We start from the raw sequence: 15,465 nt of genomic DNA, 5'->3' as shown, positions 1-15,465 counted from the left end.
CGCTCATGCCCGCCGCAACGGCTTCCTGACGCGACCGGGTGATTTTTCAACGGAGCACGCCCCATGACACGCAAGAGCTATACCTTCACCTCGGAATCCGTTTCCGAAGGGCATCCCGACAAGGTCTGTGACCGGATCTCAGACGCCGTGCTGGACGCGTTGCTGAGCGAGGAATCCGAGGCGCGCGTCGCCTGTGAGACGTTTGCGACGACCAACCGCGTCGTCATCGGCGGCGAGGTCGGATTGAACGACAAGTCCCGCCTGAAAGAGGTGATGGGCAACATCGAGGACATCACCCGCGCCTGCATCAAGGACATCGGATACGAGCAGGACAAGTTCCACCACGCCACCTGCGAGATCACCAACCTTCTGCATTCCCAGTCCGCCCATATCGCCCAAGGTGTCAATGCCCGCGAGGGCAAGGACGAAGGCGCCGGCGACCAGGGAATCATGTTCGGCTTTGCCACCGACGAGACGCCCGAACTGATGCCCGCGCCGCTGCTGTATTCCCATGCCATCCTGAAACGGCTGGCCGAGGTCAGGAAGGACGGCACCGAACCCACCCTGCGCCCCGACGCCAAGTCGCAGTTGTCAGTCCGCTATGAGGATGGCAAGCCGGTGGGCGTCAGTTCCATCGTGCTGTCGACCCAGCACGCCTTCGAGACCCAGACCAGCGCCGATATCCGCGCCATCGTCGAGCCCTATATCCGCGAGGTTCTGCCCGATGGCTGGATCGACGATGACACCGTCTGGCACGTCAATCCGACCGGTGTCTTCGTCATCGGCGGACCCGACGGCGACGCGGGCCTGACCGGACGCAAGATCATCGTCGACACCTATGGCGGCGCAGCCCCCCACGGCGGTGGTGCGTTTTCCGGCAAGGATCCCACCAAGGTCGACCGCTCGGCCGCCTATGTGGCGCGGTATCTGGCCAAGAACGTGGTCGCGGCCGGACTGGCCGAAAAGTGCACGATCCAGCTGTCCTATGCCATCGGCGTCGCCCGGCCGCTGTCGATCTATGCCGATACCTTCGGCACAGGACGGGTCGATCCCGAAGCGATCGAGGCCGCAATTCCGAAGATCATCGATCTGACCCCCCGCGGCATCCGCGAGCATCTGAAGCTGAACCGTCCGATCTATGCCCGCACCGCCGCCTATGGCCATTTCGGCCGCGCGCCCGATGGGGACGGCGGATTCAGCTGGGAACGCACGGACCTGGTGGATGCGCTGAAGGCCGCGCTCTGATCCCGGACGCTCCGGCACCCGCCGAGGGTGCGGGAGCGCTCCGCGCGGGAGTATTTCGGTCGGTAAGAAGGGGGGCCGGGCGGATTACCGCATCGGCCGCATTGACCTTGGCACGCCGTGACGGCATCAGGCGGGCATGACTGAAAGACGACATCCTTCGGGCGCCCCGTGGCGCAATTTCTATGGCCGCTTCAAGGGCAAGACCCTGCGCGACAGCCAGAAGGCCTATCTGGACGAGGATCTGGCCGCCCTCTCACCGGGGCCGGTGGGCTGGGACGTGAACCCTGAACGCACCCCGCTGGAGCCGGGCGCGATCCTGGGCGGGCGGCCTTTGTGGCTGGAAATCGGCTTCGGCGGCGGCGAGCATCTGGTGCATCTGGCCGCCCGCAACCCCGACACCGGGATCATCGGCTGCGAGCCGTTCATCAACGGCGTGGCGATGCTGCTGGGCAAGATCCGCGCCGCCGGAACCGACAACATCGCCGTTCATCCAGGTGACGTGCGGGATCTGTTCGACGTCATGCCCGACGCGTCGATCACGCGGGCATATCTGCTGTATCCCGATCCCTGGCCGAAGGCGCGCCACCATCGCCGGCGCTTCGTCACCCCCGAGCACCTGGCGCCCCTCGCCCGGGTCATGGCGCCCGGGGCGTTGTTCCATGTCGCCACCGATATTCCCGACTATGTCCGCCAGACGCTGGAGGAGGTGCCGCGCCACGGGTTTCAGTGGCTGGCGCAAGGCGCACGGGATTGGCGCGAACCCTGGGACGGCTGGCTGTCGACGCGATATGAGCAGAAGGCCCTGCGCGAGAACAGGCGCCCCCATTACCTGGTGTTCAAGCGCCGATAGACGGATCGGTGTATCGCCGGTTCCGCTTTGTGCGCGGGGCACAGGACTGCCCTGACGGCGGGCGCGGCAATCCGCGCCTGTGGTCCGGGATCAAGTGCGGCGCAACCGGATCACGACGTCGACCTTGGCGATTTCGGTGCCGTCGGGTGCCTTGGGCAGGCTCGAAATCTCAAGCTGGTCGGCGGGCGCATCGGTCAGGCGGGCGCTGTCTTCCCAATAAAAATGCGGATGATCGTCCATCCGGGTGTCGAAATACGACTTGGTTCCGTCAACGGTCACTTCCTGCATCAACCCGGCATCGCAGAACGCGCGCAACGTGTTGTAAACCGTGGCAAGCGATACCGTTTCGCCGGCGTGGCGCGACGCGGCATACAGGCTTTCGGCCGTCACATGGCGGTTTTCGCCGTCGCCCACCAGCAGCGCCGCCAGCGACACGCGTTGCTTGGTCGGCCGCAACTCGGACCCGGACAGCCATTGAGCCCCCCGTTCCAGCGCGATATCCGTCATTTCCGTCTCAGCCTGTTCCATACCTTCTTATAAAGCGCGGCGAGGGCGATTTTCAATTGCAATCCGTTCGCACCTTTGGGGTGTTGCGGGACGCGTGGCGTGAATGGTAAAGGCAACCACCATATTGCCACGACCAGAGAGGGGCACGCCCGATGGCCGACTATCCGACACGTTTCGACAAGGACGACCTGCTGAAATGCGCCCGTGGCGAGCTTTTCGGCCCCGGCAACGCACAACTGCCCCTGCCGCCGATGCTGATGATGGACCGGATCACCGACATTTCGGCCGATGGCGGCGCCCACGGCAAGGGCCATGTCGTGGCCGAGTTCGACATCCACCCCGACCTCTGGTTCTTTGAATGCCACTTTCCCGGCAACCCGATCATGCCCGGCTGTCTGGGCCTGGATGGCCTGTGGCAACTGACCGGTTTCAATCTGGGCTGGCGCGGCTGGCAGGGCCAGGGGATGGCCCTGGGCGTGGGCGAGGTGAAGCTGACCGGCATGGTCAAGCCGGACCGCAAGATGCTGACCTATTACGTCGATTTCACCCGCGTCATCGACCGGCGCCTGAAGATGGGTGTGGCCGACGGCCGGGTTGTCGCCGACGGGGAAGAGATCTATGCCGTCAAGGACATGAAGGTCGGTCTTGCCACCGCCAGCAGCTGAGAGGAACGCCATGAGACGTGTCAAACCGGAGGTTCGCCCATGAGACGTGTCGTCGTCACCGGACTGGGCATCGTGTCGTCCATCGGAAACAACGCGGACGAGGTTCTGGCGTCGCTGAAGGCGGGCCGCTCGGGGATCGAGGCATCGCCGGAGATGGCCGAACACGGCTTTCGCTCACGTGTTGCCGGAACGCTGAAGATCGATCCGGCCGAGCATATCGACAAGCGCGCGCTGCGCTTCATGGGGCCGGGTGCCGCCTATGCCCATATCGCCATGCAACAGGCCATCGCCGACGCGGGGCTTGCGGAGTCGGACATCGTCAACCCGCGCACCGGGCTGGTGGCGGGGTCCGGCGGGCCGTCGACCTCGGCCATGTTCGCGGCACACCAGACGGTGCTGAAAACCGAGGCGACCAAGCGCATCGGCCCCTTTGCGGTGCCCAAATGCATGTCCTCGACGATTTCGGCCAATCTTTCGACGGCATTCAAGATCAAGGGCATCAACTATTCCATCACCTCGGCCTGTTCGACATCGCTGCATTGCATCGGCAACGCGGCCGAACAGATCATGCTGGGCAAGCAGGACGTGATGTTCGCCGGCGGCGGCGAGGAGCTGGACTGGACGCTGTCGTGCCTGTTCGACGCCATGGGCGCGATGTCGTCCAAGTTCAACGACACGCCCGAAAAGGCATCGCGCGCCTTCGACGCCAACCGCGACGGGTTCGTAATCTCAGGCGGCGGCGGCATCGTCGTGCTTGAGGAACTGGAACATGCGCGCGCCCGCGGTGCGACGATCTATGCCGAAGTCACGGGCTATGCCGCGACATCGGACGGGCACGACATGGTGGCGCCTTCGGGCGAAGGCGGCGAACGGGCCATGCGGCTGGCGCTGGAAACCCTGCCCGAAGGGCGCCGCGTCGGCTATATCAATGCCCACGGCACATCGACCCCCGTGGGAGACGTGGGCGAGATCGAGGCCGTGCGCCGGGTCTTCGGCACGGGATCGACGCCGCCCGTGTCCTCGACCAAGTCGATGACCGGCCATGCACAGGGGGCGGCCGGCGCCCTTGAAGCCATCTTCTGCCTGCTGATGCTGAAGCACGATTTCATTGCGCCGTCGATCAATGTCGAAACGCTGGACCCTGCCCTGTCGGCGGACGAGATCGCCACCGCGCGCGTGGACGATGCGGGGCTGGACACCGTGATGACCAACAGCTTCGGTTTCGGGGGCACCAACGGCTCGATGCTGTTGTCGAAATTCAAGGAATAGGAACCGCACATGGGCGAGCAGATGAAGGGCAAGCGCGGGCTGATCATGGGGGTGGCCAACGCCAATTCCATCGCCTGGGGCATCGCATCGGCCATGGCGGCCGAGGGGGCGGAACTGGCGTTTTCCTATCAGGGCGAAGCCTTCGGGAAGCGTGTCGAACCCCTGGCGGCCAGCGTCGGATCGTCGTTCCTGCTGGATGTGGACGTGTCGGACGACGCATCGATGGACGCGGCCTTTGCCCGGATCAAGGAGCAATGGGGCACATTGGATTTCGTCGTCCACGCCATCGCGTTTTCCGACAAGGCCGAGCTGACCGGGCGGTTCACCAACACGACACGGGCGAACTTTACCAATTCGTTGCAGATATCGTGCTACAGCTTCATCGACGTGGCCAAGCGCGCGTCCGAACTGATGCCCGACGGCGGATCGCTGATCACGCTGACCTATCAGGGGTCGAACCGGGTGACACCGTTCTACAACGTGATGGGCGTGGCCAAGGCGGCGCTGGAATCGGCGGTGCGTTATTTGGCGAATGACCTTGGGCCTGACGGTATCCGGGTCAACGCCGTGTCGCCCGGCCCGATGAAAACCCTGGCCGGGGCCGCCATCGGCGGCGCGCGCAAGACGTTCCGCCAGACCGAGGCGAACGCCCCACTGCGCGCCAACGCCACCCTAGCGGCGGTGGGCGGCACCGCCGTCTATCTGGCGTCCGACGCGGGGGCCTGCACGACCGGCGAGATCATCCGTGTCGACGGTGGCTATCACGTTCTGGGGATGCCGCAGCCCGAAAACCTCTGATGCGCGGGCTGACGCGCCGCCACGCCCTCGGCCTGTTGGCGGGGGCGTTCGCGCGCCCTGCCCTTGCGCTGGACGAAGGGTTTGCGCCGGCCCTGACCCTGGCCCGTCACATCAACCAACTGCACAGCATCGTCATTGCCTGGAAAGGCGAGGTTCACGCCGCCGAGGCGTTTCGTGGTCCGTCGCTGGACACGCCGGTGAATGTCAAATCCGTCTCCAAATCGCTGGTCTCGACCTTGGCGGGCGCAGCAGTGGAGCGTGGTGAGATCGACGGCATCGACACGCCCGTCGCCCCGTTCCTGAAACGCACCATCCCGCGGCGCGCGGACAAGCGGGTGCGGACCATCACGTTCGAACACCTGCTGGCCATGCAATCGGGGCTGACGCCGTTTGCCGGATCGACCTATGGCGCGTGGACCGCTGGCGATCACTGGATCTATCAGGCGTTTGCCGCCCCGATGCAGGCCGATCCGGGCACGGTCCGGCTGTATTCGACGGCCAACACCCATATCCTGGGCACCGCATTGGCCAATGCGGCCGGCATGGATCTGTGGCAACTGGCGAATGAACGGATCGGCGGCCCGCTGGACCTGCGCCTTGATCCGTGGACGAAGGATCCGCAGGGCAATTACCTGGGCGGCAATGACATGCGCGTGTCGCCCATGGGTCTGATGCGCTATGGCGAGGCCTATCGGCAGGACGGCATGTGGCAGAACGAACGCCTGACTTCTCCCGATTGGATCGCGCAAAGCTGGGAGCCGCGCACGATGGCGGACGTGCCGAACCATCAATACGGGTTGTCGTGGTTCCTGTGGGACGTTGACGGCGTGCGCGTGAACTATGCCAGAGGGTATGGCGGCCAGATGGTCTATGTCGTGCCCCAGCGCCAGCTGACGGTGGTCATGACCTCGGACAGCACGCGCCCGGCGCGGGTGGACGGCCACCTGAAAACCCTGCACGCGCTGTTTTCAGGGGCCGTCCTGCCCGTTACCCGCCCTGTGACGGGCGGATAGAACTTTCAGATTTCCGACATTTTACAGGACAAATCCCGCAAAATGCCGGTAATAAATCAGGAAATCCCGACAATTTCGACCGCGAAGGTCAAGTCCTTGCCGGCCAGCGGATGGTTGGCGTCCAAGGTGACTTCCTCGTCGGTGACCTCGGCCACGACAACCGGCATCGCCTGACCGTCGGGGGTCTGAACCTGCAGTTGGGTGCCGACTTCGGTCGGGATGTGGTCGGGGAACTGGGCGCGCGGAACCGCCTGGACACGCTCGGCCTGGTGATCGCCGTAAGCGTCGTTGGCGGGGATGGTCACGGTCTTTTCCTCACCCTCGGCCATGCCCTGAACGGCTGCATCGAGACCGGGGATAATCTGACCGGACCCCAGCTGAAACTCCAGCGGGTCACGCCCTTGCGAACTGTCGAAAACCGAACCGTCCGCGAGCGAGCCGGTGTAATGCATCTTTACGGTATCGCCTGCTTTGGCCTGTGCCATCGTATATATCCTTTCGATCTTTGCTGCGGCTCCGAATTGAGCCGCCAAGTCGGTCGTGAGGGTTTCAAATGGGGTTCCGAATGTAAACCCCAACCCCAAACGCCGAAAAAAACCGGTGCGCGCCACGAAAACCGGGGCAAACCGGCCCGCCTTTCCACCGCTGACGGCTTGTGCCACAAATGCAAAAAGCAACAAGCGGAGCGCGTGATGACGATCGCCACCTGCATCTTCGACGCCTATGGCACGCTGTTCGACGTCAGCGCCGCGGCCCGGCGCGCAGCCGCCGAACCTGGATACGAAGCGCTGGCCGGAACGTGGCAGGATCTGGCGGCCACGTGGCGGCGCAAACAGTTGGAATACAGTTGGTTGCGGGCCGTCACCGGCGATCATCGCGATTTCTGGCAGGTCACACAAGACGGCCTGGACTGGGCGCTGGAACAGGCCGATCTGACCGATCCCGCCCTGCGCGACCGGCTTCTGGCGCTTTACCGCGAACTCGATGCCTTTCCCGAGGTTCCCAAGATGCTGGGCCGATTGAAGGCGGCGGGGAAAACGACCGCGATCCTGTCCAACGGCACGCCCGACATGCTGGCAGCCGCCGTCTCATCGGCCGGGATCGGTGATTTGCTGGATGACACATTGTCAGTCGAATCGGTGGGCGTGTTCAAGCCCGACCGCCGCGTCTATGACCTGGTGGGCGCCCGGTTCGGCTGTGTGCCGGCGGATGTCCTGTTCGTATCCTCCAACGGCTGGGACGTGGCATCGGCGGCGCACTACGGATTTGCGACCGTTTGGGTCAACCGCGCAGGCGAGCCGACCGACCGGCTGTCCGCCCGCCCCGGCACGATCCTGAAAGACCTGACCGAAATTCCGGAGCTTGCCGCCTGATGCCCAGTTTCACGACCTCCGACGGCGTGTCGCTTCATTATACCGACAGCGGAGCGGGCACGCCGATCCTGTGCCTGCCCGGGTTGACCCGCAATGGCACCGATTTCGATTACGTTGCGCCATACCTCTCGGACAACCGGTTGATCCGGCTTGATTTCCGCGGGCGCGGAAAATCCGGCCACACCGACCCGGCCACATATGTATTGCCTGTCGAAGCACGCGATACGGTCGAATTGCTGGATCATCTCGGCCTTCGGAGAACGGGGATTCTGGGCACGTCGCGGGGCGGTCTGGTGGCCCTGATGCTGGCGGCGTCGCACCACGACCGCCTGCTCGGCATCGCCCTGAACGACATCGGGCCGGAAATAGATCCCGAGGGCCTGAAAGCGATCCAGGGATACATCGGGCGCACCCCCGCGGCGCGCACGCATGCCGAGGCGGCGGCGCTGATGGGCGAACGCATGTCGGGCTTTGCCAACGTGCCGGACGAGCGGTGGGCCGAAGAGGCACGCAAGCATTTCATCGCCACATCCGAGGGGTTGGCGTTGAACTATGACACCGCCATGGCCAACGCCTTTCGCACAGGCCAGCCCCAGCCGATTCCCGACATGTGGCCATTGTTCGACGCGACGGCGGGCCTGCCGCTGGCCTTGATCCGGGGCGCGAATTCGGACCTGCTCAGCCGCGAGACGGCCGAGGAAATGCGCCGTCGCCGGCCCGACATGATCTTCGCCGAGGTGCCGGATCGCGGGCACATCCCGTTTCTCGATGAGCCCGAAGCCGTGCGCGCATTGCAGGATTGGACCCGCCGCCTATGAACATCGAACGCATTCACGCCGCCGCCGCCCGCGCCCGCGGCCACATTCGCGAAACCCCGCTTCTGTCATCGCCTTTCCTGGACGAAATCGCCGGTCGGCGGGTCTGGATCAAGGCCGAGAACCTGCAACACACCGGCAGTTTCAAGGCACGCGGCGGCTGGGCGGCGGTTTCGGCCCTGACGCCGCAGCAGCGCGCCGCCGGCGTCATCGCCTTTTCATCGGGAAACCATGCCCAGGGGGTCGCCCGCGCCGCCCGCCTGATGGACACGCCGGCGGTCATCGTCATGCCATCCGATGCGCCCTCGGTGAAGATCGCCAACACACGCGCGTTGGGCGGCGAGGTGATCCTGTACGATCGGGCAACCGAGGACCGCGACGCCATTGGCGCCGAACTGGCCACGTCGCGCGGTCTGACCTTGATCAAACCTTTCGACGACCCGGAGGTCATCGCCGGCCAGGGCACCGTCGGACTGGAAATCGCCGCGCAAGCGGATGCGATCGGTATCGGCGCCGCCCAGGTTCTGGTCTGTTGCGGCGGTGGCGGGCTGACGGCGGGGATTGCCACAGCCTTGGAGAATCTCGCGCCTGACATGACGGTCCGCACGGTCGAACCCGAAGGCTTTGACGATGTCGCCCGCTCACTTTCCTCCGGGCGCATCGAACGCAACCCCGCCCTGACCGGCAGCATCTGTGACGCAATCATCACGCCGCAGCCCGGCAACCTGACGTTTCCGATCCTGCAACGGCTGTGCGGGGCGGGGATGGCTGTGTCCGACCATGAGGCGCTGCGCGCCATGGCGCTGGCCTTCGCCCATCTGAGGATCGTGCTGGAGCCGGGAGGGGCCGTCGCCCTGGCGGCCGCGCTGTTTCGGGGCAGCGACGACATGGGATCCGACGTGATCGCTGTGGCCTCGGGCGGCAACGTCGATACCGGCCGGTTTGTCGAAGCGCTGGCGCTTCTGGATTGACGGCGCTTCCGAGCCTGCCGCGCCAGAATTAAGGTCAGGTGAACAGAAACGAAATCACCAGCACCAGCCCCAGCCCGGCAATGCCGTATCGCATGGGCTTTTCCGGCACATACTGGATCAGGTGACCGCCCAGAAAGCCGCCGATCAGCCCGCCGATCAGCACGGTGCCCGCGGCGCGCCAATCGACAAGTCCCGACAGGCTCAGCGGGACAACGGCGACGGAATAGATGAAGAAGGCGATCAGGTTCTTCATGCCGTTGGCCCGCTGCAAGGTCAGACCCCCGGCAACCGACAGCACGGCGATCAGCATGAAACCAAGGCCCGCACCGAAATAGCCGCCGTAAAAACCCACGGCGAACATCAGCACGTCCGACGCTTTCTGAAGACGCCCGCCGGGAAACGCGCGCTGCATCAGGACCGTCAACTGGCGGCCAAGGACAATGGCGCCCACCGCCAGCAACAACAACAAGGGAATAACGGCCAGAAAGGCCTTTTCCGACGAAAAGATCAGGGCGATCGCCCCGAAAAACGCACCGACCAGCGCCGGCGCCATCTGGCGGACCAAGGCGCGGGGATCGCTGAACATTCCCTTGCGATTGACCCAGACAGCCGCGATCTGGGCCGGCCACATCGCCACCGCCCCGGTGGCGTTGGCGGCCAATGGCGGCAAGCCAGCGGCCAACAGCATGGGGAACACGAACAGCTTGGCGCCGCCCGCCGCGGCGTTCACGATACCCCCCACGATTCCCGCCACGAAAAAAAGAACAAGCTCGGCCATCCGTTTCAATCCTTCACGACAGCCGACACACGGCAGCACTTATCGATCATTTTTGGTTCGCAGGCGCCCCCGATGGCGCATATCAATCGCACTTTTGCAACAATTCGGCGTTGCGTCACCACCCGATCAAGAGAGCGACGTCATCCAGTCCAGCGTGGGTTCGGTCGGGCCGCCGGGCTTGTATTCGGCACCCAGCGGGGCGGTATAGCCCAACGACGCGATATGGTCGAACACATGGGAAAAGTTGATCTCGCCCACGTCCGGACGGCCCCGCGCCGGAACACCGGCGAACTGGATATGGCCGATGATATCCAGGTTCTGTTCCAGCCGATGCGACAGGTCACCTTCGGTCAGTTGCACATGATAGCAATCGAACATCAGGGCCAGGTTCGTCTCGTCCACCTCTTCAATGATGGCGCGCGCCTGGGCAGTGGTCTTCAGGAAATATCCCGGCGCGTCATACCGGTTCAGGGGTTCGATCAGGATCGAGATGCCATGGGGGGCCGCCGCCCGGCACGCATACCGCAGGTTGTCGACGAACGTGGCATGGGCCGACAGATCGCTGGTAAAACCCGCCATGACGTGGATCTTGCCGCATCCTATGGCTTTTGCATATTCCACAGCCTGATCAATGGCTTTCCTTGCGTCCTTCTCGCGCCGCGGAAGCGCGGAGAGTCCGTTTTCGCCGCCAGCGACATCGCCACGGCTGGTGTTCAGGCCCAGCATCGAAAGCCCGGTTTCTTCCAATGCCGCGATCACATCGGCCGTGGGCACATCATAGGGCCAATGGCATTCCACGGCGTCGAACCCATGGGCCTTGGCGGCACGGATGGCATCGGGCAAGGGCAGGTCAGCCCAAAGAAACCCCAGGTTCGCGGATAGTTTGGTCAATCGTCCCACTCCACATCAAAATGTGTCACCAGATCGGTGACCTGTTCATCGCTCAGCATGGTCGGAGAGAACCCGCGCATCAAGATCGCCAGACGGGCCGTATCCTCAAGCTCTTCGATGGCGTTGCACGCGGCTTCGACATCCTTGCCGGCCACAACCGGCCCGTGATTGGCCAGCATCACGGCAGACCGCTTGCCGGCGAGGCCGCGCACGGCGTCGCCCATGGCCGGATCACCCGGGCGGAAAAACGGCAGAAGTTTCACTTTTCCCATCTTCATGATCGCATAGGGCGTCATCGGGGGCAGAAAGTTGTCTTTATCGACACCCGGCATCATCGACCACGCGACCGAGTGACAGGAATGCAGATGCACGACGGCCCCGGCCGTGCTGCGCGTGTCATAGAACGCCGCGTGCAGCGGCATCTCTTTGGTGGGCGGATCGCCGTCGATCAATGTGCCCTTGGCGTCGAACCGCGACAACCGGCCGGGATCGAGCCGGCCGAAACTGGTGCCCGTGGGCGAAACCAGCAAGCCGCCATCGTCGGTCCGGGCCGAAATGTTGCCCGTGCTGCCCCCAGTCAGCCCGCGATCGAACATGGATTTCGCCAACAGGCAGATCTGCTCGCGCAGCGCGGTGTCCGTCATGGCGCGCCCGTCAGGATGGCGGCGGCCTTGACGAAGTAATCCTCGCCGCCGAAATTGCCTGATTTCAGGGCGATGACCAGATCCGGACCGGCGCGCAACGCCGGCACGCCTGGGTCGATTTCCGGCCCGATTTCAAGCCGTTCCAGCTTCAGCCCCTCGACCACGGCGCCCGAGGTTTCGCCGCCCGCCGTCAGGATCGCACCCACGCCCATGGCGCGGCAAAGCTGTGCCGTGGCCGCGAACAACCCCTCGATCGCCTCGGCGGATTTTTCACGACCGAACTGTTCCTGCACCCGCTTGACGACAGCCGGATCCGCCGAGGAATAGGCCAGCGGAATGCCGTCCTGCGACGTCAGCCACTGCGCCACCGTCTCGGGTGTCGTGGTGCCGTTGATGACTTCTTCGGCGACGATCTCGAACGTCGGATTGGTCTCGGCGTGCTTTTTCACCTGGGCCCGCGTCGCGTTGGAACACGACCCCGACAGCGCGATGCAGCGGCCGGGCTGCGGTGTCCATGCCGCCCCTGCCCCGCCTATCTTGCCGCGGCGTTCGAAATTGGCCGGCAGGCCCAGCGCCACGCCCGAGCCTCCGGTGATCAGCGACAGGCCATCGGCCGCTGCGCCGATTTCCATCAGATCGGCGTCGCGCAGGGCATCCACCACCAGCAGGCGCTTGCCTGCGTTGTCTTCGGCCTCCATCGCGGCGCGGATGGCATCGGCCCCCGCGAACACCGATTCAGCGCTGACGTGGCCCACCGCCAGCGACGTCTGGGGCGCCAGCCAGCGGCGGATGTCGGGGTCGGTCATTGGGGTCAGGGGATGGTTTTCCATGCCGGATTCGCTCAGCAGCTTGTCCTTGACGAACAGATGCCCCTGATAGATCGACCGCCCGGTGCCGGGAAAAGCCGGGCAGACGATGACCTTGTGCGCATCCAGACGTTCGGCCAGTGCCTCGGCCACCGGACCGATGTTGCCTTCGGCGGTGGAATCGAAGGTCGAGCAATACTTGAAGAAGAACTGCTCGCACCCCTGGGCCTGCAACCATTCCAGCGCTTCCAGCGACAGGCGCACCGCTTCTTTCGGGTCGATCGACCGCGATTTCAGCGCGACGACCCCCGCTTCCACATCATCATCGGCGGGTCCGGACGGCACGCCGGTGTATTGCACCACCTTCATGCCCTGCTTGGCCAGCGTGTTGGCCAGGTCGGACGAGCCGGTGAAATCATCGCCAATACAACCCAACAGCATCATTTCCCTCCCGGCAGCGTGATCCCGGCATTGCGGGCGTAAACTTTCGCGACAGCGGCGTCATCCTCGCGCCCCAATCCGGACCCGGATGCCGCAAGGAACTGTTGCAGCGCGGCGGCGGTCACGGGCGCACCGAATTTCGCCCCCTTGGCGATATCCAAGACGATGCCCAGATCCTTGGGCCAGATATCGACCGACGAATGAGGGGTGTAATCGCCCGATGCAATATGGGGCGCGCGGTTTTCCAGCATCCACGAGGTCCCCGCGCATTTCGGGATCACCTCGAGGAATTTCTCGGGTGTGACGCCCTGGGTCATGCCGAAGGTCAGCGCCTCGGCCATGGCGGCGATGTGGACCCCCGCCAGAAGCTGGTTCACCGCCTTCATGGCCGATCCCGCGCCCGCCTCGTCGCCCAGTTCGAACACGGTGGCGGCGCAGGCATCCAGCACCGGGCGCGCGGCGGCAAAGGTCTCGGGCGTTCCCGACGCCATGATCGACAAATCCCCCGACGCGGCCTTGGCCGAGCCGCCCGAGATCGGCGCATCCAGATACAGAACACCGGTTTCGGCGCAGCGCGCCGCCATGGCGCGGGCAAAATCGGGCGGAACGGTGGCGCAGGCCATGACGACGGCACCGGGTTTCAGCTGCGCCACGATGCCCGAATCGCCGAACAGCACCTCTTCGGTTTGCGCCGCGTTCAGCACGACCACGACGACCGCGTCCAGAGCGCCGGCGATATCGTCCAGCGCACCGGGTTCACCGCCTTCGGCCTGGAAGCGTTCGACCTGCGCCGGCGCGATATCGAAGCCGTGCGTCCGGTGTCCGGCGCGCAACACCGATTGCGCCATTCCGTACCCCATGGAACCCAGGCCGAAGACCGCCACCGATCTGCTGTCTGTCATGCGCTCTCTCCTGTTTGGTGTGCTGATTGGTCCGATGCCCATACCACCCCAGACAGCGCGAAAGGGCAAGTCATTCCGCGCTTTGATCGCCGGGAAAGACCGGCTAGACGCTGTCGGACCCGAACCGTCCAGAGTATGCCGATGCCCCTGCCCAACCCCGACGCCCGCACCATCGCCGCCCGTGTCCTGCACACCGAGGCCGCGGCGCTGAACCGCCTGGCCGACGACCTGCCGCCCGATTTCGAGCGTGTCGTCGCGCGGATCATCAAGCTGACCGGGCGGGTGATCGTGTCGGGGATCGGCAAATCGGGACATGTCGCGCGCAAGATCGCGGCGACCCTGGCCTCGACCGGCACGCCCGCGATGTTCGTCCATCCGTCCGAGGCCAGCCACGGCGATCTGGGCATGATCGACCCCGACGATGCCTGCCTGCTGATCTCGAACTCGGGCGAGACATCGGAACTGGGCGATATCATCACCTTCACGCGGCGCTTTTCGATCCCGCTGATCGCGGTGTCGGGGCGTGCGAACAGCACCCTGATGCTGGCCGCCGATCTGTGCCTGTTGCTGCCCGACGCGCCCGAAGCCTGCCCCATCGGCATGGCGCCCACGACATCGACCACCATGGCCCTGGCCCTTGGCGACGCGTTGGCGATTTCCCTGATGGAGGCGCGGGGCTTTGCCGCCGACCGGTTCCACGACTTTCACCCCGGCGGCAAGCTGGGCGCACAGATGACGCGGGTCGACCGGCTGATGCACGGGCCCGCCGATCTGCCGCTGGTGGCGCCCGGGATGGCCATGGGCGACACCCTGATCGAGATGACGTCAAAGGGGTTCGGCATCGCGGCCGTTGTGGCCGCCGATGGCACCCTGGCCGGGATCGTGACCGATGGCGATCTGCGCCGGAACATGGCCGACCTGATGAACCGCTCGGCCGGCGAGGTCGCAACGAAAGACCCCGTCACCATCGGCCCAGCCACCCTGGCGGCCGAGGCGCTGGCCATTCTGAACGCGCGCAAGATTTCCGTGCTGCTGGTGGTGGGCGAAGATCGCAAGCCCCTGGGGATCCTGCACATCCACGACCTGTTGCGCATCGGCGCCGCATGATCCGACCGCGCCGACAATTCGGCGCGGCAGGGTCGTTCGCCCTAAAGTTCATTCCAGGCGTTCAGGGCGCGACCGGCATACATGACCGCCGGGCCGCCGCCCATTTCCACCGCGATTTCCAGCACTTCGATCAGCGCGTCACGGCTGGCGCCCTGACGCTTGGCCGCATCGACATGATAGAGGATGCAATCGTCACACCCCTTCGCCACCGACAGGGCCACCGCGATCAATTCGCGCTGGCCGGTGTCAAAGGCGCCCGCCTGGGTGGCGACCCGGGACACCTTCGAGAAGGCGGTCATCATGTCGGGGGTCGCCTTTGCGAAACTCCCCATGCGCAGCTTGGCGGCGTTCAGTTGTTCCTTCGGTGTGCTCATGAAGGGATCATCCTTT

At 64.8% G+C, this 15,465-nt stretch carries 18 protein-coding genes and 1 riboswitch; of the genes, 10 read left to right on the top strand and 8 right to left on the bottom strand.

Features of this window, described 5'->3' with window-relative positions:
- The first annotated feature begins 6 nt into the window (after positions 1 to 6).
- Positions 7 to 57: riboswitch (SAM-SAH riboswitch) on the top strand.
- Positions 58 to 63: 6 nt separating this feature from the next.
- Both metK and trmB read left to right on the top strand, forming a co-directional pair.
- Entirely contained in the window at positions 64 to 1,245 is a 1,182-nt protein-coding gene (gene metK / locus CFP68_RS07290) for a methionine adenosyltransferase (RefSeq protein WP_099826265.1), read from the top strand.
- A gap of 136 nt (positions 1,246 to 1,381) precedes the next feature.
- Positions 1,382 to 2,095 carry a tRNA (guanine(46)-N(7))-methyltransferase TrmB gene (trmB, locus tag CFP68_RS07285; protein WP_099826264.1) on the top strand — a complete coding sequence of 238 codons (714 nt, stop codon included), beginning with the start codon at positions 1,382 to 1,384 and terminating at the stop codon, positions 2,093 to 2,095.
- Positions 2,096 to 2,185: 90 nt separating this feature from the next.
- Here the strand turns inward: trmB and irr are convergent, their stop codons facing one another.
- Positions 2,186 to 2,602: a Fur family transcriptional regulator Irr gene (irr, locus tag CFP68_RS07280; protein WP_099826553.1), complete on the bottom strand. Its 417-nt coding sequence runs from the start codon at positions 2,600 to 2,602 to the stop codon at positions 2,186 to 2,188.
- A gap of 152 nt (positions 2,603 to 2,754) precedes the next feature.
- Here irr and fabA point away from each other — a divergent pair, with 152 nt between their 5' ends.
- The 4 genes from fabA to CFP68_RS07260 are packed head-to-tail and all read left to right on the top strand — an operon-like array spanning position 2,755 to position 6,347.
- Positions 2,755 to 3,267 (top strand): bifunctional 3-hydroxydecanoyl-ACP dehydratase/trans-2-decenoyl-ACP isomerase, encoded by a 513-nt coding sequence (gene fabA, locus CFP68_RS07275; RefSeq protein WP_099826263.1) that lies wholly within the window; start codon positions 2,755 to 2,757, stop codon positions 3,265 to 3,267.
- A gap of 39 nt (positions 3,268 to 3,306) precedes the next feature.
- Complete coding sequence (gene fabB / locus CFP68_RS07270; RefSeq protein ID WP_099826262.1) at positions 3,307 to 4,536, top strand: beta-ketoacyl-ACP synthase I; 1,230 nt, start codon at positions 3,307 to 3,309, stop codon at positions 4,534 to 4,536.
- A gap of 9 nt (positions 4,537 to 4,545) precedes the next feature.
- Complete coding sequence (locus CFP68_RS07265) at positions 4,546 to 5,334, top strand: enoyl-ACP reductase FabI (protein ID WP_099826261.1); 789 nt, start codon at positions 4,546 to 4,548, stop codon at positions 5,332 to 5,334.
- Entirely contained in the window at positions 5,334 to 6,347 is a 1,014-nt protein-coding gene (locus CFP68_RS07260) for a serine hydrolase domain-containing protein (protein WP_099826260.1), read from the top strand. The genes CFP68_RS07265 and CFP68_RS07260 overlap by 1 nt, the downstream gene beginning before the upstream one ends.
- 56 nt (positions 6,348 to 6,403) lie before the next feature.
- On the opposite strand, the gene CFP68_RS07255 is transcribed toward CFP68_RS07260, so the two are convergent.
- The gene (locus CFP68_RS07255; RefSeq protein ID WP_099826552.1) at positions 6,404 to 6,832 is read right to left on the bottom strand and encodes an FKBP-type peptidyl-prolyl cis-trans isomerase; all 429 of its coding nucleotides are present in this window, start codon (positions 6,830 to 6,832) and stop codon (positions 6,404 to 6,406) included.
- A 207-nt stretch (positions 6,833 to 7,039) separates the two neighbouring features.
- On the opposite strand from CFP68_RS07255, the gene CFP68_RS07250 reads away from it, so the two are divergent.
- From CFP68_RS07250 to CFP68_RS07240, 3 genes are read left to right on the top strand one after another with little or no spacing between them, the layout of a single operon-like run.
- Positions 7,040 to 7,720 (top strand): haloacid dehalogenase type II, encoded by a 681-nt coding sequence (locus CFP68_RS07250; RefSeq protein WP_099826259.1) that lies wholly within the window; start codon positions 7,040 to 7,042, stop codon positions 7,718 to 7,720.
- The gene (locus tag CFP68_RS07245; protein ID WP_193825216.1) at positions 7,720 to 8,538 is read left to right on the top strand and encodes an alpha/beta fold hydrolase; all 819 of its coding nucleotides are present in this window, start codon (positions 7,720 to 7,722) and stop codon (positions 8,536 to 8,538) included. The genes CFP68_RS07250 and CFP68_RS07245 overlap by 1 nt, the downstream gene beginning before the upstream one ends.
- Complete coding sequence (locus tag CFP68_RS07240; protein WP_099826258.1) at positions 8,535 to 9,506, top strand: threonine ammonia-lyase; 972 nt, start codon at positions 8,535 to 8,537, stop codon at positions 9,504 to 9,506. Before CFP68_RS07245 ends, CFP68_RS07240 begins: the two co-directional genes overlap by 4 nt.
- A gap of 34 nt (positions 9,507 to 9,540) precedes the next feature.
- Here CFP68_RS07240 and CFP68_RS07235 read toward each other — a convergent pair whose 3' ends face one another.
- The 5 genes from CFP68_RS07235 to ltnD form a co-directional block, all read right to left on the bottom strand.
- The gene (locus CFP68_RS07235) at positions 9,541 to 10,284 is read right to left on the bottom strand and encodes a sulfite exporter TauE/SafE family protein (RefSeq protein WP_099826257.1); all 744 of its coding nucleotides are present in this window, start codon (positions 10,282 to 10,284) and stop codon (positions 9,541 to 9,543) included.
- 126 nt (positions 10,285 to 10,410) lie between these two features.
- A complete protein-coding gene (locus CFP68_RS07230; protein WP_099826256.1) occupies positions 10,411 to 11,175 on the bottom strand; it encodes a hydroxypyruvate isomerase family protein in 765 nt (254 codons plus the stop codon).
- Positions 11,172 to 11,819: a 3-oxo-tetronate 4-phosphate decarboxylase gene (gene otnC / locus CFP68_RS07225; RefSeq protein WP_099826255.1), complete on the bottom strand. Its 648-nt coding sequence runs from the start codon at positions 11,817 to 11,819 to the stop codon at positions 11,172 to 11,174. Before otnC ends, CFP68_RS07230 begins: the two co-directional genes overlap by 4 nt.
- Positions 11,816 to 13,066, bottom strand: a complete 1,251-nt coding sequence (gene otnK, locus CFP68_RS07220) for a 3-oxo-tetronate kinase (RefSeq protein ID WP_099826550.1) — start codon at positions 13,064 to 13,066, stop codon at positions 11,816 to 11,818. Before otnK ends, otnC begins: the two co-directional genes overlap by 4 nt.
- Complete coding sequence (ltnD, locus tag CFP68_RS07215; RefSeq protein ID WP_099826254.1) at positions 13,066 to 13,968, bottom strand: L-threonate dehydrogenase; 903 nt, start codon at positions 13,966 to 13,968, stop codon at positions 13,066 to 13,068. The genes otnK and ltnD overlap by 1 nt, the downstream gene beginning before the upstream one ends.
- Before the next feature lie 141 nt (positions 13,969 to 14,109).
- Between ltnD and CFP68_RS07210 the strand changes: the two genes are divergently transcribed.
- Positions 14,110 to 15,075 carry a KpsF/GutQ family sugar-phosphate isomerase gene (locus CFP68_RS07210; protein WP_193825215.1) on the top strand — a complete coding sequence of 322 codons (966 nt, stop codon included), beginning with the start codon at positions 14,110 to 14,112 and terminating at the stop codon, positions 15,073 to 15,075.
- Between the two features lie 41 nt (positions 15,076 to 15,116).
- On the opposite strand, the gene CFP68_RS07205 is transcribed toward CFP68_RS07210, so the two are convergent.
- Positions 15,117 to 15,449 (bottom strand): carboxymuconolactone decarboxylase family protein, encoded by a 333-nt coding sequence (locus CFP68_RS07205; protein WP_099826252.1) that lies wholly within the window; start codon positions 15,447 to 15,449, stop codon positions 15,117 to 15,119.
- Between the last annotated feature and the right edge of the window lie 16 nt (positions 15,450 to 15,465).

It is taken from the genome of Oceaniglobus indicus, from assembly GCF_002751875.1.
GTDB lineage: Bacteria > Pseudomonadota > Alphaproteobacteria > Rhodobacterales > Rhodobacteraceae > Oceaniglobus > Oceaniglobus indicus.
Note: the sequence above shows the minus strand (reverse complement) of the source record. Positions and strands in the feature narration are given on the sequence as shown.

What these genes read in the sequence shown, in the direction of transcription:
- CFP68_RS07260 (WP_099826260.1), top strand. Translation starts at nt 5,334, where the DNA reads ATGCGCGGGCTGACGCGCCGCCACGCCCTCGGCCTGTTGGCGGGGGCG.
- CFP68_RS07240 (WP_099826258.1), top strand. Translation starts at nt 8,535, where the DNA reads ATGAACATCGAACGCATTCACGCCGCCGCCGCCCGCGCCCGCGGCCAC.
- CFP68_RS07245 (WP_193825216.1), top strand. Translation starts at nt 7,720, where the DNA reads ATGCCCAGTTTCACGACCTCCGACGGCGTGTCGCTTCATTATACCGAC.
- CFP68_RS07255 (WP_099826552.1), bottom strand. Translation starts at nt 6,832, where the DNA reads ATGGCACAGGCCAAAGCAGGCGATACCGTAAAGATGCATTACACCGGC.
- otnK (WP_099826550.1), bottom strand. Translation starts at nt 13,066, where the DNA reads ATGCTGTTGGGTTGTATTGGCGATGATTTCACCGGCTCGTCCGACCTG.
- CFP68_RS07210 (WP_193825215.1), top strand. Translation starts at nt 14,110, where the DNA reads ATGCCCCTGCCCAACCCCGACGCCCGCACCATCGCCGCCCGTGTCCTG.
- CFP68_RS07250 (WP_099826259.1), top strand. Translation starts at nt 7,040, where the DNA reads ATGACGATCGCCACCTGCATCTTCGACGCCTATGGCACGCTGTTCGAC.
- trmB (WP_099826264.1), top strand. Translation starts at nt 1,382, where the DNA reads ATGACTGAAAGACGACATCCTTCGGGCGCCCCGTGGCGCAATTTCTAT.
- CFP68_RS07235 (WP_099826257.1), bottom strand. Translation starts at nt 10,284, where the DNA reads ATGGCCGAGCTTGTTCTTTTTTTCGTGGCGGGAATCGTGGGGGGTATC.
- irr (WP_099826553.1), bottom strand. Translation starts at nt 2,602, where the DNA reads ATGACGGATATCGCGCTGGAACGGGGGGCTCAATGGCTGTCCGGGTCC.
- metK (WP_099826265.1), top strand. Translation starts at nt 64, where the DNA reads ATGACACGCAAGAGCTATACCTTCACCTCGGAATCCGTTTCCGAAGGG.
- ltnD (WP_099826254.1), bottom strand. Translation starts at nt 13,968, where the DNA reads ATGACAGACAGCAGATCGGTGGCGGTCTTCGGCCTGGGTTCCATGGGG.
- CFP68_RS07205 (WP_099826252.1), bottom strand. Translation starts at nt 15,449, where the DNA reads ATGAGCACACCGAAGGAACAACTGAACGCCGCCAAGCTGCGCATGGGG.
- CFP68_RS07265 (WP_099826261.1), top strand. Translation starts at nt 4,546, where the DNA reads ATGGGCGAGCAGATGAAGGGCAAGCGCGGGCTGATCATGGGGGTGGCC.
- otnC (WP_099826255.1), bottom strand. Translation starts at nt 11,819, where the DNA reads ATGACGGACACCGCGCTGCGCGAGCAGATCTGCCTGTTGGCGAAATCC.
- fabB (WP_099826262.1), top strand. Translation starts at nt 3,307, where the DNA reads ATGAGACGTGTCGTCGTCACCGGACTGGGCATCGTGTCGTCCATCGGA.
- fabA (WP_099826263.1), top strand. Translation starts at nt 2,755, where the DNA reads ATGGCCGACTATCCGACACGTTTCGACAAGGACGACCTGCTGAAATGC.